25 protein-coding genes and 1 other RNA gene are annotated in these 23771 nt (G+C 49.5%); 23 read left to right on the forward strand and 3 right to left on the reverse strand.

The annotated features are described in order from the left end of the window. Window positions 1-9 precede the first annotated feature (9 nt). The 6 genes from rnr to ACNFN4_RS08520 all read left to right on the forward strand — a co-directional run bounded on the left by rnr (window position 10) and on the right by ACNFN4_RS08520 (window position 5216). Window positions 10-2343 (forward strand): ribonuclease R, encoded by a 2334-nt coding sequence (rnr, locus tag ACNFN4_RS08495; RefSeq protein WP_021494134.1) that lies wholly within the window; start codon window positions 10-12, stop codon window positions 2341-2343. Between the two features lie 139 nt (window positions 2344-2482). Beyond that, entirely contained in the window at window positions 2483-2953 is a 471-nt protein-coding gene (gene smpB, locus ACNFN4_RS08500) for an SsrA-binding protein (protein ID WP_003151688.1), read from the forward strand. A gap of 168 nt (window positions 2954-3121) precedes the next feature. Then, window positions 3122-3484, forward strand: a transfer-messenger RNA (tmRNA) gene (gene ssrA, locus ACNFN4_RS08505). Window positions 3485-3558: 74 nt separating this feature from the next. Then, the gene (locus tag ACNFN4_RS08510) at window positions 3559-3864 is read left to right on the forward strand and encodes a barstar family protein (RefSeq protein WP_014418893.1); all 306 of its coding nucleotides are present in this window, start codon (window positions 3559-3561) and stop codon (window positions 3862-3864) included. Window positions 3865-4001: 137 nt separating this feature from the next. Continuing rightward, window positions 4002-4307, forward strand: a complete 306-nt coding sequence (locus ACNFN4_RS08515) for a barstar family protein (RefSeq protein WP_014418892.1) — start codon at window positions 4002-4004, stop codon at window positions 4305-4307. Window positions 4308-4421: 114 nt separating this feature from the next. Then, the gene (locus ACNFN4_RS08520; protein WP_014721805.1) at window positions 4422-5216 is read left to right on the forward strand and encodes an SDR family NAD(P)-dependent oxidoreductase; all 795 of its coding nucleotides are present in this window, start codon (window positions 4422-4424) and stop codon (window positions 5214-5216) included. A gap of 38 nt (window positions 5217-5254) precedes the next feature. Here the strand turns inward: ACNFN4_RS08520 and ACNFN4_RS08525 are convergent, their stop codons facing one another. Further along, complete coding sequence (locus tag ACNFN4_RS08525) at window positions 5255-6145, reverse strand: LysR family transcriptional regulator (protein ID WP_017418907.1); 891 nt, start codon at window positions 6143-6145, stop codon at window positions 5255-5257. 151 nt (window positions 6146-6296) lie between these two features. On the opposite strand from ACNFN4_RS08525, the gene ACNFN4_RS08530 reads away from it, so the two are divergent. The 10 genes from ACNFN4_RS08530 to ACNFN4_RS08575 all read left to right on the forward strand — a co-directional run bounded on the left by ACNFN4_RS08530 (window position 6297) and on the right by ACNFN4_RS08575 (window position 14184). Beyond that, window positions 6297-6836, forward strand: coding sequence for a GNAT family N-acetyltransferase (locus ACNFN4_RS08530; protein WP_003151702.1), 540 nt, complete (start codon window positions 6297-6299; stop codon window positions 6834-6836). Further along, on the forward strand, window positions 6833-7645 hold the full coding sequence (locus ACNFN4_RS08535) for an amino acid ABC transporter substrate-binding protein (protein WP_014418889.1): 813 nt from the start codon (window positions 6833-6835) through the stop codon (window positions 7643-7645). The genes ACNFN4_RS08530 and ACNFN4_RS08535 overlap by 4 nt, the downstream gene beginning before the upstream one ends. Window positions 7646-7670: 25 nt before the next feature. Next, window positions 7671-8483, forward strand: a complete 813-nt coding sequence (locus ACNFN4_RS08540) for an amino acid ABC transporter substrate-binding protein (RefSeq protein ID WP_182072005.1) — start codon at window positions 7671-7673, stop codon at window positions 8481-8483. Window positions 8484-8505: 22 nt separating this feature from the next. Further along, the gene (locus tag ACNFN4_RS08545) at window positions 8506-9228 is read left to right on the forward strand and encodes an amino acid ABC transporter permease (RefSeq protein WP_017418910.1); all 723 of its coding nucleotides are present in this window, start codon (window positions 8506-8508) and stop codon (window positions 9226-9228) included. Between the two features lie 15 nt (window positions 9229-9243). Continuing rightward, a complete protein-coding gene (locus tag ACNFN4_RS08550) occupies window positions 9244-9951 on the forward strand; it encodes an amino acid ABC transporter permease (RefSeq protein WP_025649289.1) in 708 nt (235 codons plus the stop codon). Beyond that, complete coding sequence (locus tag ACNFN4_RS08555; protein ID WP_061862573.1) at window positions 9948-10727, forward strand: amino acid ABC transporter ATP-binding protein; 780 nt, start codon at window positions 9948-9950, stop codon at window positions 10725-10727. Before ACNFN4_RS08550 ends, ACNFN4_RS08555 begins: the two co-directional genes overlap by 4 nt. After that, window positions 10724-11731 (forward strand): LLM class flavin-dependent oxidoreductase, encoded by a 1008-nt coding sequence (locus tag ACNFN4_RS08560; RefSeq protein ID WP_094296291.1) that lies wholly within the window; start codon window positions 10724-10726, stop codon window positions 11729-11731. The genes ACNFN4_RS08555 and ACNFN4_RS08560 overlap by 4 nt, the downstream gene beginning before the upstream one ends. Window positions 11732-11742: 11 nt before the next feature. Continuing rightward, the gene (locus ACNFN4_RS08565; RefSeq protein ID WP_021494131.1) at window positions 11743-12030 is read left to right on the forward strand and encodes a glutaredoxin family protein; all 288 of its coding nucleotides are present in this window, start codon (window positions 11743-11745) and stop codon (window positions 12028-12030) included. Beyond that, entirely contained in the window at window positions 12027-13355 is a 1329-nt protein-coding gene (locus ACNFN4_RS08570) for an LLM class flavin-dependent oxidoreductase (RefSeq protein WP_061862570.1), read from the forward strand. Before ACNFN4_RS08565 ends, ACNFN4_RS08570 begins: the two co-directional genes overlap by 4 nt. A gap of 193 nt (window positions 13356-13548) precedes the next feature. Next, the gene (locus ACNFN4_RS08575; RefSeq protein WP_012118449.1) at window positions 13549-14184 is read left to right on the forward strand and encodes an FMN-dependent NADH-azoreductase; all 636 of its coding nucleotides are present in this window, start codon (window positions 13549-13551) and stop codon (window positions 14182-14184) included. A 44-nt stretch (window positions 14185-14228) separates the two neighbouring features. Here the strand turns inward: ACNFN4_RS08575 and ACNFN4_RS08580 are convergent, their stop codons facing one another. Beyond that, complete coding sequence (locus ACNFN4_RS08580) at window positions 14229-15269, reverse strand: oxidoreductase (protein ID WP_022553792.1); 1041 nt, start codon at window positions 15267-15269, stop codon at window positions 14229-14231. Between the two features lie 138 nt (window positions 15270-15407). Here ACNFN4_RS08580 and csoR point away from each other — a divergent pair, with 138 nt between their 5' ends. The 6 genes from csoR (at window position 15408) to ACNFN4_RS08610 (ending at window position 21967) form a co-directional block, all read left to right on the forward strand. Beyond that, window positions 15408-15713 carry a copper-sensing transcriptional repressor CsoR gene (csoR, locus tag ACNFN4_RS08585; protein ID WP_003151723.1) on the forward strand — a complete coding sequence of 102 codons (306 nt, stop codon included), beginning with the start codon at window positions 15408-15410 and terminating at the stop codon, window positions 15711-15713. Between the two features lie 75 nt (window positions 15714-15788). Further along, window positions 15789-15995: a copper chaperone CopZ gene (gene copZ, locus ACNFN4_RS08590; RefSeq protein WP_182072812.1), complete on the forward strand. Its 207-nt coding sequence runs from the start codon at window positions 15789-15791 to the stop codon at window positions 15993-15995. 83 nt (window positions 15996-16078) lie between these two features. Next, window positions 16079-18508, forward strand: coding sequence for a heavy metal translocating P-type ATPase (locus ACNFN4_RS08595; protein ID WP_038461606.1), 2430 nt, complete (start codon window positions 16079-16081; stop codon window positions 18506-18508). Between the two features lie 149 nt (window positions 18509-18657). Beyond that, window positions 18658-20769, forward strand: a complete 2112-nt coding sequence (locus tag ACNFN4_RS08600; protein WP_021494128.1) for a heavy metal translocating P-type ATPase — start codon at window positions 18658-18660, stop codon at window positions 20767-20769. Between the two features lie 117 nt (window positions 20770-20886). Beyond that, window positions 20887-21558, forward strand: coding sequence for a DsbA family protein (locus tag ACNFN4_RS08605; protein ID WP_012118444.1), 672 nt, complete (start codon window positions 20887-20889; stop codon window positions 21556-21558). After that, the gene (locus ACNFN4_RS08610; protein ID WP_014418879.1) at window positions 21548-21967 is read left to right on the forward strand and encodes a disulfide oxidoreductase; all 420 of its coding nucleotides are present in this window, start codon (window positions 21548-21550) and stop codon (window positions 21965-21967) included. Before ACNFN4_RS08605 ends, ACNFN4_RS08610 begins: the two co-directional genes overlap by 11 nt. Before the next feature lie 33 nt (window positions 21968-22000). On the opposite strand, the gene ACNFN4_RS08615 is transcribed toward ACNFN4_RS08610, so the two are convergent. Continuing rightward, window positions 22001-22801, reverse strand: coding sequence for a zinc-dependent metalloprotease (locus tag ACNFN4_RS08615; RefSeq protein WP_029973578.1), 801 nt, complete (start codon window positions 22799-22801; stop codon window positions 22001-22003). A 222-nt stretch (window positions 22802-23023) separates the two neighbouring features. On the opposite strand from ACNFN4_RS08615, the gene ACNFN4_RS08620 reads away from it, so the two are divergent. Next, window positions 23024-23632, forward strand: coding sequence for a trimeric intracellular cation channel family protein (locus ACNFN4_RS08620; protein WP_007410017.1), 609 nt, complete (start codon window positions 23024-23026; stop codon window positions 23630-23632). The last annotated feature ends 139 nt before the right edge of the window (window positions 23633-23771 follow it).

A 23771-nucleotide genomic window follows, 5' to 3' on the forward strand; every position in this document is an offset into this window, starting at 1 on the left:
GGTCGAATAATGGAAAAAGAAGCGTTTATGGACCGTCTTCTCGCGTTTATGAAGGAAGAGGCGTACAAGCCCCTTACCGTTCAGGAACTCGAGGAGATGCTGAACATCACGGAAGCAGATGAATTTAAAGAGCTGGTAAAAGCGCTGGTGGCGCTCGAGGAGACGGGACAGATTGTCCGCACCAGAAGCAACCGCTACGGGCTTCCGGAAAAAATGAATTTAGTAAAAGGAAAAATTTCCGCGCATGCAAAGGGATTCGCGTTTCTATTGCCGGAGGATACCTCTTTAAGCGACGTGTTTATTCCGCCGAATGAACTGAATACGGCCATGAACGGCGATATCGTCATGGTGCGGCTCAATTCCCAGTCAAGCGGATCGAGACAGGAAGGCACGGTCATCCGCATCCTGGAAAGAAGCATCGACCGCGTCGTGGGCACATACACAGAAACGAAAAGCTTCGGCTTTGTCATCCCGGATGATAAGAAAATCACGAGTGATATTTTTATTCCGAAACATGCCAATAACGGCGCTGCGGAAGGCCATAAAGTCGTCGTCAAACTGACAAGCTACCCTGAAGGCAGAATGAACGCCGAAGGAGAAATCGTTGAAATACTCGGCCATAAAAATGATCCGGGGATCGATATTTTATCAATTATCCATAAGCACGGCCTGCCGGGGGACTTTCCGGCTGAAGTGATGGAGCAGGCAACAAGCACGCCCGATACCATCGATGAAAAAGACATCAAAGACCGCCGTGATCTCCGCGATCAGGTCATTGTCACCATTGACGGCGCGGATGCGAAGGATCTGGATGACGCCGTCACCGTGACAAAGCTTGATAACGGCAGCTACAAGCTCGGCGTCCATATTGCCGACGTCAGCCATTACGTCACGGAGAATTCCCCGATTGACAAAGAAGCGCTGGAAAGAGGGACAAGCGTGTACTTGGTTGACCGGGTCATTCCGATGATTCCGCACAGACTGTCTAACGGAATCTGTTCTTTAAATCCGAAGGTCGACCGGCTGACGCTTTCCTGCGAAATGACAATCAACCAGCAGGGACAGGTAACAGAGCACGAGATCTTCCAAAGCGTCATTAAAACGACGGAAAGAATGACCTATTCAGATGTCAACCGGATCCTCACAGAAGACGACGCCGAGCTGAAAGAAAGATATGAGCCGCTCGTCCCGATGTTTAAAGACATGGAACGTCTGGCGGAAATTCTCCGGGCGAAACGGATGGACCGCGGCGCCGTGGATTTTGATTTCAAAGAGGCGAAGGTGCTCGTCGATGAGGAAGGCGCCGTAAAAGACGTTGTCATCAGAGAGCGCTCAGTAGCGGAAAAGCTGATTGAAGAATTCATGCTTGTCGCAAACGAAACGGTGGCCGAGCACTTCCATTGGATGAACGTGCCGTTTATTTACCGGATTCACGAAGAGCCGAACGCCGAAAAACTGCAAAAGTTTCTGGAGTTCGTCACGACATTCGGTTATATCGTCAAAGGAAAAGCCGGAGACATTCACCCCCGCGCGCTGCAAAGCATTCTTGACGAAGTACGGGACCGTCCGGAAGAAACGGTGATTTCAACCGTCATGCTCCGTTCCATGAAGCAGGCGAAATACGACCCGCAAAGCCTGGGCCATTTCGGGCTGGCGACTGAATTTTATACGCACTTCACATCGCCGATCCGCCGTTATCCTGACTTAATCGTTCACAGGCTGATCAGAACGTATTTGATCAACGGACAATCGGACGAAGCGACTCAAGAAAAGTGGGCCGAACGCCTTCCGGAAATTGCTGACCATACGTCAACGATGGAACGGCGCGCCGTTGACGCCGAGCGGGAAACGGACGATCTGAAAAAAGCGGAATATATGCTTGATAAAATCGGCGAGGAGTTTGACGGCATGATCAGTTCCGTCACGAATTTCGGAATGTTTGTCGAGCTGCCGAATACGATTGAAGGGCTTGTGCACGTCAGCTTTATGACGGATGATTATTACCGTTTTGACGAGCAGCATTTCGCCATGATCGGTGAACGCACGGGCAACGTTTACCGCATCGGAGACGAAATCACGGTCAAAGTCGTCGACGTCAATAAAGATGAGAGAAACATCGACTTTGAAATTGTCGGCATGAAAGGCACCCGCCGTCCGAGAGAAACAACAGGCGACCGCAGAAAACGAGGCAGACCGGCGCGGAAACGCGTGTTAAACAGCAATACCCCGGCTTCACCGCCGAAATCGGAGGAAAAAGGGGAATGGTTTACAAAACCGAAGAAGAAAAAGAAAAAACGCGGTTTCCAAAACGCGCCGAAACAAAAACGCAAAAAGAAGAAGTAAATGCGAAAAGCAAATGGGGCAAAATGCTCTGTTTGCTTTCTTTCGCAAGCCGCATTTTCATTGTCGCGGAACGCTCCATTTGCTAAAATAAAGCGTATCGCACACATGAACGGTTTTTGCGGAGAGAGGAGGATAAGGCATGCCAAAAGGATCAGGCAAAGTATTATCGCAAAACAAAAAAGCAAACCATGATTACTTTATAGAAGAAACCTATGAAACAGGCATCGTGCTGCAGGGAACGGAGATTAAGTCCATCCGCGCCGGCCGCGTAAACATGAAGGATTCCTTTGCGAAAATCGAACGCGGCGAAGTGTTCCTCCACAACATGCACATCAGCCCGTACGAGCAGGGAAACCGCTATAACCATGACCCGCTCCGGACGAGAAAGCTTTTGATGCACCGGAAAGAAATCAATAAGCTGATCGGCCTGACGAAAGAGAAAGGCTATTCCCTCGTGCCGCTGAAGCTGTATTTGAAAAACGGCTTTGCCAAAGTGTTAATCGGCCTCGGAAAAGGGAAGAAAACATACGATAAACGCGAAGATTTAAAACGAAAAGACGCCAAAAGAGAAATCGAAAGAGCGTTCAGAGACAGACAAAAAGGCTTCTGATGCATGAGCCTTGATGTGATGATATGCCCTGTGCTATACTGTTCACACATCAGATTCACAGGCTGTTTATTGAAGACATTCCCAATTGAATTTGCCTGTGATCATGGTATAATAACAGTACAGCCAGTTGAGCAAGAGCTTGATAGATCTCCCGTATACCCTTAACAAGGGGACGTTACGGATTCGACAGGGATGGATCGAGCTTGAGCTGCGAGCCGAGAGGCGATCTCGTTAACACGCACCTAAATATAACTGGCAAAACTAAAAGTTTTAACCAAAACTTAGCACTAGCTGCCTAATAAACGCAGCGAGCTCTTCCTGACATTGCCTATGTGTCCGTGAAGAGCACATCCAAGTAGGCTACGCTTGCGTTCCCGTCTGAGAACGTAAGAAGAGACTGACAGACTAGCTCTCGGAAGGCCCGCCCGCAGGCACGAAGACGAGTGAAACACGAAATATGCAGGCTACGCTCGTAGACGCTTAAGTAATCGATGTTTCTGGACGTGGGTTCGACTCCCACCGTCTCCATACATAACAGAGGAACCGCAGTGCAGTCACATGACGCACTGCGGTTTTTTCATGCCGAAATCAAGGAGTGAAAGTGAATGGAAATCGTCATCATAGACGAAAAAGATGTTACAAGCACAGAAGCATTACACCGAATCTTAAAAGATCAATTAGATTTCCCGGACTATTATGGTGAAAATCTGAATGCCTTATGGGATTGTCTGACAGGCTGGATAGAATATCCGCTGACTTTGGTGTGGAAGAATTTTGAGGCCAGTCAAAAGGCATTGGGTTCGGATGCTGATGATGTATTAAGGATATTAAAAAAGGCTCAGGCAGAATTAGATGGTGAATTTTTCATTCAAATCGATCAGCCGTCAGCCGGGACAACGGACAGGCACTAAAAAGTGCGTACTTCCTCTCATCTATTTTTCTATCCGATAATAGGGACGGACTTCTTTATTCTAATGATGGGTTAATCTATAAAACAACAGACCATTATAAAACATTTCATAAAATAAAATAGTGGAAGGTGTTATTGATGTTAAAAGTCATCATAGACGGAAAAGATGTTACAAGCACAGAAGCATTACACCGAATCTTAAAAGATCAATTAGATTTCCCGGACTATTATGGTGAAAATCTGAATGCCTTATGGGATTGTCTGACAGGCTGGATCGAACTTCCGCTGACTTTGGTGTGGAAGAACTTTGAGGCCAGTCAAAAGGCATTGGGTTCGGATGCGGACGATGTCTTGGAGCTGCTTCAAGAGGCTCAGGAAGAGTTAGGGAATCGATTTGTCATTCAAATCGATCAGCCGTCAGCCGGGACAACGGACAGGCACTAAAAAGTGCGTACTTCCCCTCATCTATTTTTCTATCCGATAATAGGGACGGAAGGTTTCAGGCTTTCGATTTCTGTCCATATATAAGAAGAGACTTGCGATAGGGAGGAATGGATGATGGATTTGCAGTTGAAAGGGAAGACGGCGCTTGTGACAGGATCTACGTCAGGCATCGGGAAGGCGATTGCGGCTTCGCTGATTGCAGAAGGTGCGGCCGTGATCATTAACGGCCGCCGTGAAGAAAAGGTGAACGAAACGATCCGGGAACTAGAGAAACAGACGCCGGATGCCCGTCTCTATCCGGCCGCATTTGATTTAGGCACGGCGGAAGGGTGCGGCGCGATTTTTCAGCAGTATCCGGATGTGGATATTCTCGTCAACAATTTAGGAATCTTTGAACCTGCGGAATACTTTGATATTCCTGACGAAGAGTGGCTCCGGTTTTTCGAGGTGAATATCATGAGCGGCGTGAGGCTGACACGCCGGTATGCAAAGCGGATGATTGAACGGAAGGAAGGGCGGGTGATTTTTATCGCGAGTGAAGCGGCCGTCATGCCTTCTCAGGAAATGGCCCATTACAGCGCTACGAAAACGACGCAGCTGTCGCTGTCACGCAGTCTGGCCGAGCTCACGGAAGGGACGAATGTGACGGTGAATACGGTCATGCCCGGCTCCACGAAAACAGAGGGCGTCGAAACAATGCTCGAGTCGCTTTATCCCGGTGAAAACCTGACCGCGGTGGAGGCGGAGAGACGATTTATGAAGGAAAATCGTCCGACGTCGATCATTCAGCGATTGATCCGTCCGGAAGAAATCGCCCACTTTGTCGCCTTTTTAAGCAGCCCGCTGTCGTCTGCCATTAACGGATCTGCATTGCGGATCGACGGCGGCTTGGTGCGGAGCATTATATAAGATGAACGTAAAAAAACCCCCGTAAAGCGGGGGTTTTTTTAATGCGGATCACGCTGAAACCGGCCGATGATCCTGCTGATTAAATCTTTTGTGGCGCAGTCAAAATGCTCTTCTTTTTGGTTTGTCAACAGCCCGACCGGTGGTGAAATTGTTAAGTTATTGATCGGAATGACCTTCGTGCCCTCGATCGGTTCTGAGTGCGCCGTCGCCGTAAAGATTGAGACGCCGATATTTTCCCTGACATAGTATTGATGAGCCATGCTGCTGGTCAGCTCCATTTTTCGATAGCGGCTCCCGATGGCACGCTGCAGGTGCTGTTCAATTTGAATCCGGATCGGGCAATTGGCGGGCGTGAAAATCAGGCATTCATTTTCTAAATCCTCGAGATTGACGCTTGCTTTGTCGGCAAGGGGATGTCTGTCTGACACGATGACATTGAGCGAGTCATGGAAAAACGGATCGAAATAATTTTCCAGAATCAGCTCCGGCTCGCCGCATACGGCAAAATCAATGGCGCCCTCCAGCAGTTTGCGGCTGCATGTATTGGCATCATCCACGCTGACATTGACCGACATGTCAGGATAATCATGTAAGAAACCCCGCAGTACGGCAGGGAAGATCAGGCTTGCCGTCGGTTCGGATATGCCGATCTGAATAAGGCCGGCCTGGCCCTGTCTGATGTCGGCCAAAGTATGGTCAAGCACCTCGTATTGCGCGAGAAGCTGCCCGGCCCGCTCATGAAACAGCCGCCCCGCCCTTGTCAGTTTCAGCTTCTTTCCCCGTTCAAACAGCTGCGCGCCTACATCTTGTTCCAGCTGTTTAATCCGCATTGAAATCGTCGGCTGTGAGTAGTTCAGAATTTCGGCGGCCTTATAAAAGCTGCCTGACTGTACGATGGTATGAAACGTTTTAATGGTGCGTAATTCCAACGAAATCCCCTCCCGGCTGTTCATTAATTTTCTTGAACCTTTCCTTTACTTTTTTTGATTAGTCAAATAAATCAGTTTGTTTTATAGTATAAACAATCAAAGCTTAGTAAACAAATTGGAATTATATATTTTTGCGGGGAGAGTGACCGGAATGAGTGAAGACATATTTCGATTGGCTGAGAAAAAGGATGCGCCGGAGTTTTTAGAGCTGCTGTACAGCGCGTTTCAGCCGATCCGCAATTTGGAGATTGACTGGCCGTCGGCGCGGGCCGACATCGATATGGTAACAGAAAATATTGAAAATCATTCAGCCGTCGTGCTCGAACGGGACGGACGGCTTCTTTCAACAATTACGATCCGTTTTCCGTGGGAGAGTGACACGCCTCCGTCAAAATATCCGTTTGTCTGGTGGTTTGCGACGCTTCCTGAGCTGAAGGGGCAGGGCATCGGCAGCAAACTTTTGACTTATGTGGAAGAACACGTGCTGCGGGATACGCTGAAGGCCCCGGCCATCACGCTCGGCACTTCGGCGCGCAAGCATCCCTGGCTTGTAGATATGTACAGACGGAGGGGGTATGAAGTGTATTTTGAGCAGGAGAAAGACGGAGACATCGGAGTCATGATGAGAAAGGTGCTCATACCGGAGCGGTTTGACGCGTCGCTGTTAGGCACACCGAGCTGGGCGCAATGATAAAAAAACGGATCAGAGCCGGCTGTCTGCTTCTGCTGCTCGGCGTGCTGGCCGGGTGCGGGCAAGGAGAAAGCACAAAAGCGGGGAGCGGCGTGCAGACCGTCATTGTCGGCACGGGAACTGATTTTCCGAACATTGCTTTTATGGATGAAAAAGGCGAGCTGACCGGCTATGACATTGAAGTGATGAAAGCCATTGATAAACAGCTGCCGCAATACAAATTTGTCTTTAAGACGATGGATTTTTCGAATCTGCTCACAAGTCTCGGAAACCGGAAAATTGACGTGATCGCGCACAATATGGCGAAAAATAAGGAACGGGAGAAACGCTTTTTGTATCACAAGATCCCGTATAACTACTCGCCGATGTACATCACGGTGAAGGCGGATAATGACGCGATACACACGCTCCGGGATTTAAAAGGGAAAACCGTCATCGTCGGCGCGACGTCAAACGCGGCGGACTATATGACGGCATACAACAAAACCCACGGCAGCCCGATACATTTGAAATACGCCGGGCAGGGCAGCAATGATACAGCAAACCAAATTGAGACGGGACGCGCTGACGCCACCGTATCCACGCCGTTTGCCGTCGATTTTCAAAATAAGACGCACGCGTTCAAACAAAAAACGGTCGGTGATGTGCTGCTGGATACCGAGGTGTATTTTATGTTCAATAAAAACAGCCAAACCCTGGCGGACGATACGGATCGGGCGATTCAAAAGCTTGAGAAGGACGGCACATTGAAAAGGCTGAGTGAAAAATGGCTCGGCGCGGATTATTCAAAATCAAGTTTCACGAAATAATTGAAGCAGAAAACGGGGCGATCACATGAAAATAAGATTGGCGGTCATGTCATTAACAATTGCCGCAACGGCGGCGTTATCAGCCTGCGGCGCGGGCGGGGAGGCGGCATCAGGCAATCAGAAAAACGTGAACAACATCACGGTCGGCACGGGAACTCAATTTCCGAATATTTGCTTTATTGATGATAAGGGCAAATTGACGGGCTACGACGTTGAGCTGGTGAAAGAGCTTGACAGGCGCCTGCCGGACTATCGTTTCACTTTTAAAACGATGGATTTCTCCAACCTGCTTGTCAGCCTCGGCCAGCATAAAGTCGATATCGTAGCCCATCAAATGGAGAAAAGCGCCGAACGGGAGAAAAAATTTCTGTTCAATCAAGTCGCGTATAACAACTTCCCGCTGAAAATCACGGTGCTTCAAGAAAACGGGAACATTCACGGCATTGATGACTTGAAAGGGAAGCGGGTCATTACGAGTCCGACGTCAAACGGCGCGCTTGTGCTGAAGAAATGGAATGAAAAACACGGCAGTCCGTTTGAAATCGCTTATGTCGGCCAAGGCTCCAACGATGCGGCCAATCAGCTGAAATCCGGCCGCGCCGATGCGACGATTTCTACGCCGTTTGCCGTCGATTTCCAAAACAAAACGAGCGCGATCAAAGAAAAAACAGTCGGCGGGGTGCTGTCAAATGCCAAAGTGTTCTTTATGTTTAACAAAAATGAACAAACGCTGAGCGATGACATTGATAAAGCCCTGCAGGAAATCATTGATGACGGCACGCTTAAAAAGCTGAGTGAAAAGTGGCTCGGCGCGGATTATTCAAAGGAGCAATATTAAGTGAAAAAGAGAGGGATCGGCAATGGAAAAAGCGTTTGATATCAGTATGATCGCGTCCTTTGTGCCGACATTGCTCGGGTATTTGCCCGTCACGCTGTATATATTGGCGGTGTCTTTGCTGTTCGGCTTTCTATTGGGGCTGCTTTTGGCGCTGCCCCGCATCTATCGCATTCCCGTCTTGAATCAGTTTGCGAAGCTGTATATCTCTTTTTTCAGAGGAACGCCTATCATGGTGCAGCTGTTCATTGTATTTTACGGTATTCCGGCGCTCACGGCGCTCGCCGGGATTGATACCTCCAAAATGGACCCTTTGTATGCGGCCATCGCCACGTATGCGCTGAGCAGCGCGGCAAGAGCGGCGGAAATCATCAGGGGAGGTGTGAACAGCGTCGACCGCGGGCAGGCGGAGGCGGCGTTCAGCATCGGGCTGAACGGGGGGCAGACATTCCGGCGCATCATTCTGCCGCAGGCGCTTGTGCAGGCCTTTCCCAACATCGGAAATATGGTGATCGGTTTCTTAAAAGATACATCACTCGCTTTTTCGATCGGGGTGATGGATATGTCGGGCAGAGGACAGACCTTGATTACATCGAGCAATCATTCTTTAGAAGTGTATATATCGCTTTCTGTTCTGTATTATGCGGCCGCCCTTTTATTTGAACGTGTCTTCAGATGGGCCGAAAAACGAATCAAGAAAGATGAGACGCGCCTTGTGACGGTTTTTGACATGAGCGCGCACGGCTGAAAAGGAGGGAGAACAGTGGAGCTGGACATTCCGTTTATCGGCACTGCGATAAAACAAATGATGAAAACCGTTCCGCTTACATTGGCGATGACGGTCATTCCGATTATCACCGGATTTTTCATAGCTCTCGGCAATATCACGGTGCGTATATTCCGCATCAAATGGCTGCTGGCCTGCTCATCGTTTTACGTGTCTTTTTTCCGCAGCACCCCGGCGATTCTCCATATTATGCTGATTTATTTAGGGGTTCCGCTGATTGCCGATCAATTCAGCCGCGCGTTTCATCTCGGCTGGTCGGCCAATCAGATTCCGGTCGTCGTGTTTGTCATCATGGCACTGTCATTAACGGCAGGCGCTTATATGACGGAAATTCTCCGATCCGGGATCATGGCCGTCGATACAGGGCAGGCGGAGGCGGCATATTCAATCGGCCTGACGCGGGGACAGATGATTCGGCACGTGGTTCTGCCGCAGGCGTTCATGATATCGCTGCCGAACTTCACCAATATAGGCATCGGCTTTTTGCATACCACTTCCATCGCTGCAATTGTTGCAGTGCCTGAAATTACAGGAACGGCGACGATTGCGGCATCCGATAACTATGCGTTTCTGGAAGCATTTATCGGGGCGGCCGTGATTTATTGGGGATTAACGCTGATTCTCGAAGCTGTAAACAGTCTGGCGGAAAAAAGGGCAGCCAGATATCAAGGAGGCGCATTATGATCGAAATCCGAAACATTCAGAAACATTTTGGCAGTCATCACGTGCTAAAGGGGATCAATTTAAGTGTCCGGAAAGGAGAAGTCGTGACCATCATCGGCCCGAGCGGTTCCGGGAAAACCACTTTTCTGCGCTGCCTTAATTTACTTGAGCGGCCGGATGAGGGCGCCATTTCGCTGCACGGTGAAGTCATTAACTGCAAAAAGCCTGCCAAAAAAGACATTCTCAGACTGAGGAAGCAGACGGCGATGGTTTTTCAGCAATATCATTTGTTTTCGCATAAAACGGCAATTCAAAATGTCATGGAAGGCCTGACGGTCGCAAGGAAAATGAAAAAACCAGATGCATACGCCATTGCCGAGCGGGAACTGGCCAAGGTGGGGCTTCAAGATAAATTGCACGCCTATCCGAATCAGCTATCGGGAGGACAGAAGCAGCGGGTCGGAATTGCCCGGGCGCTTGCCATTCATCCTGATGTGATGCTGTTTGACGAACCGACCGCAGCCCTTGATCCGGAGCTTGTCGGCGAGGTGCTCGATGTGATGCTTAACATTGTGCGGACCGGCGCCACCATGATCATTGTCACACATGAAATGGAATTCGCCAGAAGAGTGTCCGACCAAATTGTGTTTATGGATGAAGGAGCAATCGTGGAACAAGGAACGCCTGAGGAAGTCTTTTACAAGACGAAAAAAGAAAGAACGAAGAAGTTCCTCCGCCGCGTGCTGCCTGATTACGGTTATGACATAAAAGAGCGCATAAAGGAGCCTGTCGTATGATTCGTTTAAGCATTTTAGACCAAAGTGTCACCGCGGAAAACCAAACCGCAGAAGAAGCCTTGCGGCAAACGGTGAAATTGGCTCAGGAGGCCGAACAATACGGATATGACCGTTTCTGGGCGGCGGAGCATCATAACAATGAAGAGATAGCGGGATCAGCTCCGGAAATTGTTCTGGGGTATCTTGCCGCAAGCACGAAAAAAATCCGTCTCGCATCCGGCGGGGTGATGCTGCAGCATTACAGTCCTTATAAAGTGGCGGAGCAGTTCCGGGTTCTGTCCGCCCTTGCTCCCGGCCGTGTGGCGCTTGGTGTCGGCAAAGCGCCCGGCGGATTTCAGCTGTCAACCGATGCGCTGCAGCGGGAGCTTATTCAGCCCGCCCGTTTATTTGAAGAAAAGCTTGAGGAGCTGACTCATTTCATCCGAAATGATTTTCCGGACTCGCACCGCTACGCGTCATTGCGGCCGGCGCCGCATACTGAGTATGCGCCTGACCTCTTTTTGCTCGGCGGCAGCGCGGAAAGCGCGATATCCGCGGCCAAACTCGGCATTTCCTTCGTTTTCGCCTATTTCATAAACGGTGAAGAGGCTGCGTTAGAAAAAGCGCGCCACGCCTTTGACGAGCATCTGCCGAAAGGGTCGAAGGCGGAATTTCACCTTGCGCCGATGGTATTTACCGCGCATACAAAAGCAGAAGCGGAAAAACACGTGGTATCGCGTGAGTCGGTCAAAATCATTCTCGAAGACGGCAAAAAGGTGAATGTCGGTTCCCGGGAACAAGCGGAAGCGTTTCTTGAACAAGTCACGCAGCCATATAAGCTGATTACACAAAAGACGGGTGTGATTGCCGGGACAAAAGAAGAGGCCGCCGCCGAGCTGCGACGATTATCCGTTCAATACAGCATTACTGATTTTGTGATTTTGTCGCCTATCAAAAACGCTGAGGAAAAACGATTGTCTTACCGGCTGTTAAGCGAAGCGGTGCAGCCGGCCCCACAATTATAGGAGGGATGAACATGAGTCATGAAGTAAACGTAGTGGTCTGGAGCAAACAGGGCTGCTCCTATTGCGATGAAGTGAAAGGATATTTGCGGGAAAAAGCCGTTGCATACGAAACAATTGATGTGACAGAGCGGGATGAAATGCGCGACGTGCTGCAGACGAAGTACGGCATCCGTCATGTCCCCGTCGTTGAAATCGGCAGCGGTGACAGCCGTGTGTATCAGGCCGTTACTCAAGTCGGCATTGAACATGTAGAACGGGCGCTTGCCGATTACGAGGGGAAAAAGGGGGAGAGAAAATGAACCGGACGGATCTTATTCAATTCGGAGCTATGATTCACGGTGTCGGCGGCACAACGGACGGCTGGCGTCATCCCGACGCCGATCCGACAGCAAGCACGAATGCGGCGTTTTACAGGCAAAAAGCGCAGACTGCTGAAAGGGGGCTGTTCAGCTTTGCTTTTATTGCGGACGGCTTGTTCATTTCTGAAAAGTCCATCCCGCATTTCTTAAATCGGTTTGAGCCGATCACTATTTTATCGGCGCTTGCCGCCTCTACAACCCATCTTGGTTTAATCGGCACATTTTCCACATCGTTCACTGAGCCGTTCACCATCGCAAGACAGCTGATGTCTCTTGACCATATCAGCGGCGGCCGGGCGGGCTGGAATCTCGTCACCTCTCCGCAGGCGGGAGCCGCGCGCAATCACAGCAAAGAAAGCCTTCCCGACCACAGCCGGCGCTATGCCATCGCCCAGGAACATGTGGACGTGGTGCGCGGTCTGTGGAATTCCTGGGAAGAAGATGCCTTCGTCCGCAACAAAGAAACCGGGCAGTTTTTTGACCCTGACAAACTGCATCGCCTGTATCACAAAGGCGAGTATTTTCAAGTGGAGGGCCCGCTGAATATCGGCCGGTCCAAACAGGGAGAGCCGGTCGTTTTCCAAGCGGGGTCTTCAGAAACCGGCCGGTCGTTTGCCGCGAGGAATGCAGATGCAGTCTTTACGCACTCCAATTCACTTGAGGAAACGAAAGCTTTTTATGATGATGTGAAGAAGCGGGCGGCGGATTACGGCCGGGACGCTTCCAAGCTGCGGATCTTTCCGGGAATCAGTCCGATTATAGCCGGCTCACAAGAAGAAGCGGAAGCGAAATACCAAGAATTCGCCGAGCTGATTCCGATAGAGAACGCTGTTAAATATGTGGCCAGATTTTTTGACGATTATGATCTGAGCCGTTTTCCGCTGGATGAGCCGTTTCCTGATTTGGGCGACGTCGGGAAAAACGCGTTTCAAAGCACGACAGACCGTATCAAAAGAGAGGCGAAAGCCCGGAATCTTACGCTGCGTCAAGTGGCGCGCGAAGCCGCGTTTCCGCGAACCCATTTTATCGGGACGCCGGAACGTGTAGCGTCATTAATTGAAACATGGTTTCAGCGGGAAGCGGCGGACGGGTTTATCATTCACTCTGACATCCCCGGCATGCTTGAAGCCTTTGTGGATCAAGTCATACCGATCCTTCAGGAAAAGGGGCTGTACCGAAAAAGCTATCCGGCCGATACACTGCGGGGGAATCTCGGATTGGATATTCCGGCCTGCAGACCCAATCCGATTTTGAGCAGAAACTGAGGTTTCTGCTTTTTCTGCTGCTTGCTATTCCCGTCATTACAGCCTTTTCAAAAAAATATACTAATTTCGAGATATTATTGTTGCTAAATGATTTTTTTGTAACTATAATTATTACAGAACTGATCAGTATAAAAAAACATTCATATTTCATAATAAATGTGTGTGTAATCTGAAAACGAAAGGGCTGTTTATAATGGCAAAAGTACTTTATATCACTGCTCATCCTCATGATGAAAAGACATCTTACAGCATGGCGACAGGAAAAGCGTTTATCGATTCTTATAAAGAATCAAACCCGAATGATGAGGTTGTACATATCGACCTTTACAAAGAGAACATTCCTCATATCGACGCGGATGTATTCAGCGGCTGGGGAAAACTTCAATCCGGCACAGGTTTTGAAGAGCTTTCTGAAAACGAAAAAGCGAAAGTCGGCCGTCTGAACGAGCTGAGCGATCAATTCGCGGCAGCTGACAAATACGTATTCGTCACACCGCTTTGGAACTTCTCATTCCCGCCGGTTATGAAAGCGTACCTTGATTCTGTGGCTGTAGCCGGAAAATCATTCAAATATACAGAGCAAGGCCCGATCGGTCTGTTGACAGACAAAAAAGCGCTCCACATTCAGGCGCGCGGAGGCTATTACTCTGAAGGACCGGCGGCTGACATGGAAATGGGCCACCGTTACATCGGCATCATGATGAACTTCTTCGGCGTTCCTTCTTTCGACGGATTAATCGTTGAAGGCCATAATGCTGAACCGAATAAAGCACAGCAAATTAAAGAAGATGCGATTGCCCGCGCGAAAGAAGCCGGAAAATCATTCTGATCTTAAAAAAACCTCCCCGCCGTACGGCTGGGAGGTTTTTCATATTAAAGGGCAATCGTCCGTTTTTGTTCGCTGCTTTTCATCGCCGCTTCAATGACACGGATGACATCGATGCCTTCTTTTGCCGTAACGGGAAGCGGTTTTCCGTTTAAGATGCTGTCTGCCAGCAGTTTGTAGTACGTAAGGTAAGAGCCGTTCTCAGAGGGGATTGTTTCTGTATGCCTTTTCTCATCCGCTGCGGTTGTCAGCTCTCCGAAGTTGTCAGGATCATCGGCGCCCCAGCTGTCGTCAACCGGCTTTTTGCCCGCTAAAAGCGCATCTTCCTGCCCATCCATTCCGTATTTGATAAAGCTAGCATTCCGTCCGTGAATCTGATAGCGCGGGCCGCTTGCCGCATTCATGGAGCCGGATTGAAGGATGACTTGAAGCTTGCCGTAATGGAGGGCGGCCAGAAAATAATCAACGGTTTCGCTGTTGTCCCGCTGCTTCATCATATGTGCGGTGACGGATTCCGGCATTCCGAAAAGCAGAAGTGTCTGGTCAATAATATGTGAACCGAGATCATACAGCGTTCCCGTGGCGGGTCCGTTCTTTTCGCGCCATTTTTCCTGTACAACCGGGTTGTATAGATCGTAGCTGACTTGATATGTATGAATGTCTTGAAGCGCCCCGTCCCGAATCAGCTTTTGTATTGTTAAAAAGTCATTGTCCCACCGCCGGTTGTGATACACGCTCAGTAAGACGCCTTTATCTTCAGCCGTTCTTCTCAGTTCCTCCGCTTCTGCTGAAGTCGCCGTCATCGGTTTTTCCACGACGGTGTGTTTTCCCGCCAGGAGACATTTCATCGCTGATTCATAATGCATTCCGCTCGGTGTCGTGACGATGACGAGGTCAATGTCAGGATCACCGGTAATGTCTTCAATCGCGCGCACGGCTTCAGCCCCCGGCAGATCACGTTTGACCTCCTCCGTTCTGGACGTCATGACTTTTTTGATCTGATAATCATCAAGGACGTCCAAAAGCGGCGCATGAAAGACTTTACCCGACAAACCATATCCCAATATGCCAACCTGTATCGTTTTCAATGAATTTCCCCCTCTTGATATGTGATAACAATATATACCCCGCGGGTGTACTGGTAAAACTTGTGTGTTGAAAATTTTTTACACCGGATTTTCAAGTCTGTATAATGAAGATAACGAAGAAAAAAACCGAGGTGGAAAATGGACAAACATACCGAGCATCAATCGTTAAATCATAAAAGCGCCAAAGAAAAAGACCAGATCCTGAACCGGCTGAAACGGATTGAAGGCCAGGTCAGGGGCATTCAGAATATGGTGGATAACGAACGATACTGCGTGGATATTCTCGTGCAGATTTCAGCCGTACAGGCAGCCATGCAGAAAGTCGCGTTTCATCTGCTGGAAGATCACGCCCATCACTGCGTAGCCGGCGCTATTGAGAGCGGAAACGGGGAGCAGGCGATTGCCGAGCTGCTTGACGTTGTGAAAAAAATCGCAAAATCGTAAAATAAAATGTTTTGAAATACCCTACAGGGGTATGGTAACATGAAGAAGAAAAAACAAGACGTGGAGGGAATCATCATGGAACAAAAAACACTGCAAGTCGAAGGCATGTCCTGTCAGCACTGCGTCAAAGCAGTAGAGACCGGAGTAGGAGAACTGAACGGAGTGACGGCGGTTCAGGTGAAATTGGAAGCCGGACAGGTGGATGTGACGTTTGATGAGAACAAAGTCTCCGTATCAGATATAAAAGACGCGATTGGAGATCAAGGTTATGACGTCGTATAGGATTTATCGCGCTGCGGAAACGGGCGCGGTTTTCTTTTATCATAATTATACCCCCCTGGGGTTTATGAAGAGAGATGAGGACATTGAGTGAACCGAAAGAAATGACCATTCAAGTGGGGGGCATGACATGCGCCGCCTGCGCTTCAAGAATTGAAAAAGGGCTGAAACGGATGGACGGCGTTAATGACGCTTCCGTCAATCTTGCGCTTGAGACTTCAAACATTTCCTATCACCCTGACAAAATCGAAGCAAGCGCCATAAAAGAAAAAATTGAAAAACTCGGCTATCACGTCGTGACGGAAAAAGCCGAGTTTCAGATTGAAGGCATGACGTGCGCCGCTTGCGCCAACCGGATTGAAAAGCGCCTGAACAAAATAGGGGGAGTTGACAGCGCACCGGTGAATTTCGCACTGGAAACAGTCACCGTTGAATACAATCCGAAAGAGGTGACACCGAAAGAGCTGAAAGAGACCGTGGCAAAACTCGGCTACAGATTAGACGAGAAGAAAGCGGTTGATGGAGACGGCGGATTATCCCAAAAGGAGAAAGAGCAGCGAAAACAGCTGATCAGGCTGATATTTTCTGCCGTTCTCTCCTTTCCGCTTCTATGGTCGATGGTCAGCCATTTTTCTTTTACTTCTTTTATCTGGATGCCGGATATCCTGATGAATCCGTGGCTGCAATTCGCGCTTGCCACCCCGGTGCAGCTCGTCATCGGCTGGCCTTTTTATACGGGAGCGTACAAGGCGCTGAGAAACAAAAGCGCCAATATGGATGTTCTCGTTGCGCTCGGAACGACGGCCGCTTACGCATACAGCTTGTACATGACGATTGCGTCTCTCGGACGAGACGGACATGTTGAGGGGCTTTATTATGAAACGAGCGCCATTTTGCTGACTTTGATTTTGCTTGGAAAGCTTTTAGAGATGAAAGCGAAAGGCCGCTCATCAGAAGCGATTAAAAAGTTAATGAAGCTTCAGGCGAAGACGGCGGCGGTTGAGCGGGAAGGGAAGGTACAGGTGATTCCGATTGACGAGGTCCGGACGGGGGACATCGTATACGTGAAACCGGGAGAACGCGTCCCTGTCGATGGCGAAGTGATTGAAGGCCATTCCGCAATTGATGAATCGATGATTACGGGAGAGAGCATGCCTGTCGATAAGTCTCCCGGAAGCACCGTCACCGGGGCGACGATCAATGCAAACGGCTTTCTCAAAATCAGAGCGGTGAATGTCGGGAAAGATACCGCGCTTGCACACATTATAAAAATCGTGGAAGAAGCCCAAGGATCAAAAGCCCCCATTCAGCGGCTCGCGGATCACATTTCAGGCATTTTCGTCCCGATTGTGCTGGGGCTGGCCGTGCTGACTTTTCTCATTTGGTATGTATGGGCGGCGCCGGGACAGTTTTCTGAAGCGATCGGCAAATTCATCGCCGTGCTTGTCATTGCCTGTCCGTGCGCACTCGGGCTCGCCACTCCGACGAGCATTATGGCGGGCTCCGGCCGCGCAGCTGAATTCGGCATTCTTTTTAAAGGCGGAGAGCATTTAGAAAAAACACAGCGTCTGACGACAATCGTACTGGATAAAACAGGAACGGTGACAAACGGCAGACCTGTTCTGACAGACGCCGTGCCGGCAGAGGGAATGAACGAAGAGGAACTCCTGCGGCTGGCGGCGGCCGCCGAAACGGGATCAGAGCACCCGCTTGGAGAAGCCATCGTGTCAGGAGCCGAAAAACGGGGGATTGCCATCCCGAAAATCACCCGGTTCCAAGCCCGGATCGGTTCCGGAATATACGCCGAGGCTGACGGCAGAACGATTCTAGCCGGATCAAGACGGCTGATGGAATCAGAACACATTGAACATGAGGCGCTGCTTCCGCAAATGGCCCGCTTGGAGGCGGAAGGAAAAACGGTGATGCTTATTGCGGCAGACGGCAAAGCGGCGGGGCTTATCGCAGTCGCCGATACAATCAAAGAAACATCTCCGGCCGCGGTGAAACGCCTGAATGATATGGGGCTTGACGTCATCATGATGACCGGTGACAACAAAAAGACCGCAGAAGCCATTGCAAAAGCCGCGGGCATCGGCAGCGTGATCGCCGAAGTGCTTCCCGAACAAAAGGCGGCGGAAATTTCCCGGCTGCAAAAAGAAGGCCGGCGCGTGGCGATGGTCGGTGACGGCATCAATGATGCTCCGGCGCTGGCTGTGGCCGATATCGGAATGGCCATCGGCACCGGCACAGATATCGCAATGGAAGCGGCGGATATTACGCTGATCCGCGGTGACCTGAACGGCATTGCCGACGCCATCGGCATGAGCAGGCTGACCATGAGAAACATCAAGCAGAATTTAGGCTGGGCATTGGGATACAACAGCATCGGCATTCCGATTGCGGCATCCGGCTTTCTGGCCCCGTGGGTGGCAGGCGCTGCCATGGCGTTCAGCTCAGTATCGGTCGTGCTTAATGCTTTGCGTTTACAGAAGGTGAAAAAAGACAAAATGGGCTGATGCCTGTTTTGTCTTTTTTATTGACACTTTATTCAAAGCCTGCATATAATAGAGAAAACACATATATGAGTATATGTTCATATATATAAATTCGTTTAGCTGTATTGATGTTATGGGAATCCTATTACGGAAAGTAGGGTGAGTCGAAAATGAAAGCAGCCAAAGGTGAATTTGTTTTAGACGGACTTGATTGCAGCAACTGTGCAAAAAAAATAGAAAACGGCGTAAAAGCCATTGACGGCATAGACGGCTGTGCTGTCAATTTTGCGGCAAGCACCATCACGGTCTCAGCCGGCGGCAAAAACGAGCAATGGATGAAAGACGAAGTCGCGAAAAAAGTAAAGTCCATTGATCCTCATGTGACCGTCCGTGCGAAACATGAAGATAAACCCGGCGAGGATGAATACCGCAAAAAGCTGCACCTGATGTTAGTGAGGCTGGCAGCGGGAGCCGTTTTGGCCGTCATCGCTTACTTCGCGCACACGGGCGCCGTCCTTGAGTTTCTGCTCTTTTTTGCTTCATATTTGATCATCGGCGGCGATATCGTAGCCAGAGCGGGAAAAAACATTGTCCGCGGCCAGGTATTTGATGAGCATTTTCTGATGGCGCTTGCCACGATCGGCGCATTTGTGATTCATCAGTATCCGGAAGGCGTCGCGGTCATGCTGTTTTACCAAATCGGTGAATTGTTTCAGGGAGCGGCCGTCAGCCGATCCAGAAAATCGATCAGCGCGTTATTGGACATCCGTCCTGAGTACGCCAATGTGAAAACGGAAAACGGCATGACTGCCGTTCCGCCGCAGGACGTCAAAGTCGGACAGGTCATCGTCGTGAATCCCGGAGAACGGATTCCGCTGGACGGAAAGGTGCTGAGCGGTTCTTCGATGGTTGATACATCCGCTTTAACGGGCGAATCCGTGCCGAGAAAAGCGGAGCCGGGGCAAGATGTGATGGCCGGATTTATGAATCAGAACGGCGTGCTTCATATTGAAACCTCTAAAGGATATGAAGACTCTGCCGTGTCAAAAATATTGGATCTGGTCGAAAATGCGGCCGGACGTAAAGCGAAAACGGAAAACTTTATTACGAAGTTTGCCAAGTATTATACACCGGCCGTTGTCATTGTTGCGGTGCTTCTCGCCTTTTTACCGCCGCTTCTCGTGCCTTCAGCCGCGCTATCCGACTGGGTGTACCGCGCGCTGATTTTCCTTGTGATTTCTTGTCCGTGCGCACTCGTCGTCTCCATTCCGCTCGGGTTTTTCGGCGGTATCGGGGCTGCGTCTAAAGCAGGGGTGCTCGTGAAAGGCAGCAACTATTTAGAAGCGCTCAATCAGGTGGCATACGCCGTGTTTGATAAAACGGGAACCTTAACGAAAGGCAATTTCGCCGTTACTGATATCAAGCCGGCGGCGGGATTTACGAAAGACAGCCTGCTTCATGCGGCCGCGCTTGCGGAAGTCCATTCCAATCATCCGATTGCTTCTTCCATCCGTGAAGCTTACAATCAACCGCTCGCGGCTGAGGAGATTGAAGAATATGAAGAAATACCCGGACACGGCATTCGGGTGAAAACCGGCGGATCAACGATTTTGGCCGGAAATCAAAAACTGATGGCAAAAGAACAAATCGCTTCCGGCACAGCTGAAAATAACGGAACCGTCGTCTATGTCGCCGTTGATCAGCGGTATGCGGGGGCGATCGTGATCGCCGACGAAATCAAAGAGGACGCCAAACAGGCCATTGCCAATTTAAAAGCGCTCGGCGTGAAGCGGACAGTGATGCTGACGGGTGATTCAAAGCAGACCGGAGAAGCTGTCGGCCGAGAGCTCGGTATTGATGACGTGTACACAGAGCTTTTGCCGGGTGACAAGGTAGACCGCGTCGAAGAACTTGAAGCGGCGCTTGCACCGAATGAAAAACTGATGTTTGTCGGCGACGGGATTAATGATACGCCTGTGCTTGCCAGAGCTGACATCGGAGCTGCCATGGGGGCTCTCGGCTCTGATGCCGCCGTCGAAGCGGCCGATGTCGTCCTGATGACAGACCAGCCGTCAAAAGCATCCGAAGCGATCCGGATTGCACGCCGCACACGCCGGATCGTCTGGCAGAACATCGGATTTGCTTTAGGCGTAAAAATCATTTTTCTCCTGCTTGGCGCATTCGGATTTGCCACCATGTGGGAAGCGGTCTTTTCAGATGTAGGCGTCACGCTGATCGCCGTTGCCAACTCGATGCGCGTCATGAGAGTGAAAGCGGAATAATTGTCAAAGATAATTCGTTTTTCAGGGTTTTCTTAAACAAGGTTGTCTTGGTAAAATAGAGAAGCGGGCCATCCGGCATCCGCTTCTTTTTTATTTTAAAAACAATGAGGTGTCTGAGTGAAAAAGAAACAATCGTCTGCGAAATTTGCGGTGATACTGACGTTAATCGTTGTCGTTTTATTTGCGGCCATCGTAATTATTAACAACCAAACGGAAAAAGCGGGCGAAACAGTCGCCGAACAGCCTTCCATTAAAGGACAGCCCGTGCTCGGCAAAGACAGCGCGCCTGTTACGGTAGTTGAATTCGGAGATTACAAATGTCCGTCATGCAAAGTATTTAACAGCGATATCTTTCCGAAAATCAAAAAAGATTTTATCGATAAAGGCGACGTGAAATTTTCATTTGTGAACGTCATGTACCACGGAAGCGGCTCGCGTCTGGCGGCTCTTGCTTCAGAAGAGGTGTGGAAAGAAGACCCGGCATCATTCTGGGCTTTCCATGAAAAGCTGTTTGAACAGCAGCCGTCAAGCGAACAGGAATGGGTCACGCCTGCATTGCTTGAAAAAACGGTCAAAAGCACCGCGAAAAAGGTTGATCCTGACAAGCTGAAGGAAAACCTTGATAAAGAAACCTTTGCAAAAGAGCTGAAAGCTGACACTGACCTGAATGATAAATTAAACATTACGGCGACACCGACGATTTATGTAAATGACAAGGTGATTAATGACTTCTCTAAATATGATGAGATTTCAAAAACGATTAAGAAAGAGCTGAAAAATGAAAAATAGAATCGTGTTTTTATATGCTTCTTGGGTGATAGCTCTTGCTGCCATGCTCGTCAGCCTTTATTTCAGCGAGATCAGAAAATTCATACCGTGCGAGCTGTGCTGGTATCAAAGAATTCTCATGTACCCGCTTGTCCTGATTTTAGGAATCGCCACCTTCCAGGGTGACACGCGCGTGAAAAAATATGTGCTGCCGATGGCCGTCATCGGCGCATTTATATCGACCATGCATTACCTTGAGCAGAAGGTGCCCGGTTTCAGCGGCATCAAGCCGTGTGTCTACGGCGTGCCTTGCTCATCTGAATATATTAACTGGTTCGGTTTCATTACCATTCCTTTCTTGGCATTGACGGCATTTATTCTCATTATTATCTGCATGTGTTTTGTCAAAACGGAACGCACGGCAAAATAAAGAGCCTGCTCCATGGGAGCGGCTCTTTTTCTATTATTTGTACCAAGCTTTGTTTGTCTCAATCTGTCTGTTATGGGAGCTGTCCCAAATATCCACGGAATAGGCATAATCATAATTCATGACGCAGCGGATGCCGCTGCCTTGGGCGTCATGCTGAAGTCCGAAGTTATGGGAAAACTCGTGCTGTGCCGCTTTCGCCGTGTTGGCCGTTCCTTGATCAAGGTTCACGCTGAAAGCAGGGCCGCTCGGTTTGCCGTTATATACATACGCGATACCGCCGGCGTCAAAACTTGATTTTGCGGTAAAACCGACGACAAAATGATAATTTTGATTTCTGAAGCTGCCTTGGAGATTCGATAAAATCTGAGAACTGTTTGAGCCGGAAGAATTCCAAGCCTGCACGGCCTGTACGACGAAATCAATGTTGTGATCACGGTTAAAAGCGACATCCGCCTGCTCCACGATCTGGACGATTCGCGTTTGCCAGTCGCTGTATTTGGCGCGGTATTCAGCGTCCGCCACCGCCAGCACTCTGACCTTCTGGCTGCCCGTACCGGCTTTAGTTGAGGCTTTATCCTGACTGACATTGGCATTAAATCGTTTCGTGCCGACCTGCTTGCCGTTTTCATCCAGAATTTTTGTGTCAACCGTCTGTTCAACTTGGACCGGGCCCTTCAGATCTTTAAAATGATCGGCTTTCGGAAGCGGGTTCGTATACACCGTTTTCGCCGGCTCCGCATGAGTGTGCGAATGTGTATGGCTTTCGGCTGACGGCAGGCCGGGAATTAATCCGGCGGCCAATAAAACAGGAAAAACAAGTGAACTGATTTTCATCTCATAACCCCCTTTTTGTTAGAGAAAGTATTCAATGAAACTTCTAATAAACCTTCCATTAAAGTATAAAATAGGAAAATACTCTCGCTCTCAGCCGTTGCGGGTGAGGTTGTCCCGGATTAGGAATCAGAATCTTTCAAAAATAAGGTTGATTTTAAGAGAAAGCGATTATAAAATCTAATGGTCGTCAGAAAATTTAACAAATAAAAAGGAGCATATGGAATGGCCTGGGAGCTGCTTAGTGTAATCGGCATCATTGCGTTTGCGGTCAGCGGAGCGATTGTTGCGATGGAAGAGGAGTATGATATTTTAGGCGTGTATATTTTGGGGATTGTAACGGCGTTCGGCGGAGGAGCCATCCGAAATCTGCTGATCGGTGTTCCGGTCTCCGCCTTGTGGGAGCAAGGCGCGTTTTTTCAAATCGCTCTCGCATCAGTTACGATTGTCTTTTTGTTTCCGAAGCTGCTGTTAAGGCATTGGAGTAAATGGGGCAACCTATCCGATGCCATCGGGCTTTCGGCGTTTGCCATCCAAGGCGCTTTATATGCCGTGAAAATGGGCCATCCGCTCAGTGCGGTGATTGCGGCAGCGGTCCTGACCGGCAGCGGGGGCGGCATCATACGGGATCTTCTTGCCGGACGAAAGCCGCTTGTGCTGAAAGCGGAAATTTACGCGGTCTGGGCCGCGCTCGGAGGGTTAATCGTGGGCCTCGGCTGGGCCGGGGATGCCGCCGGTTTGTATGTGCTGTTTCTTGTGCTTGTGGCATGCCGCATCTGCAGTTATGTGTTCAGGTGGCGCCTGCCGAATCGTTCCTATCATATAGATCAGTAAAAAAACCGATTTCACAAAAGAAATCGGTTTTTTTTCATAACGGCTTCTGATAAAAAAAGACGCCCGATATGATAAGAAAAAGGGTATTTGACCATAATGCTGAATAATATGTTGCATATATGTTTGTATGATGAAAGCC

Source organism: Bacillus sp. N1(2025), from assembly GCF_053470005.1.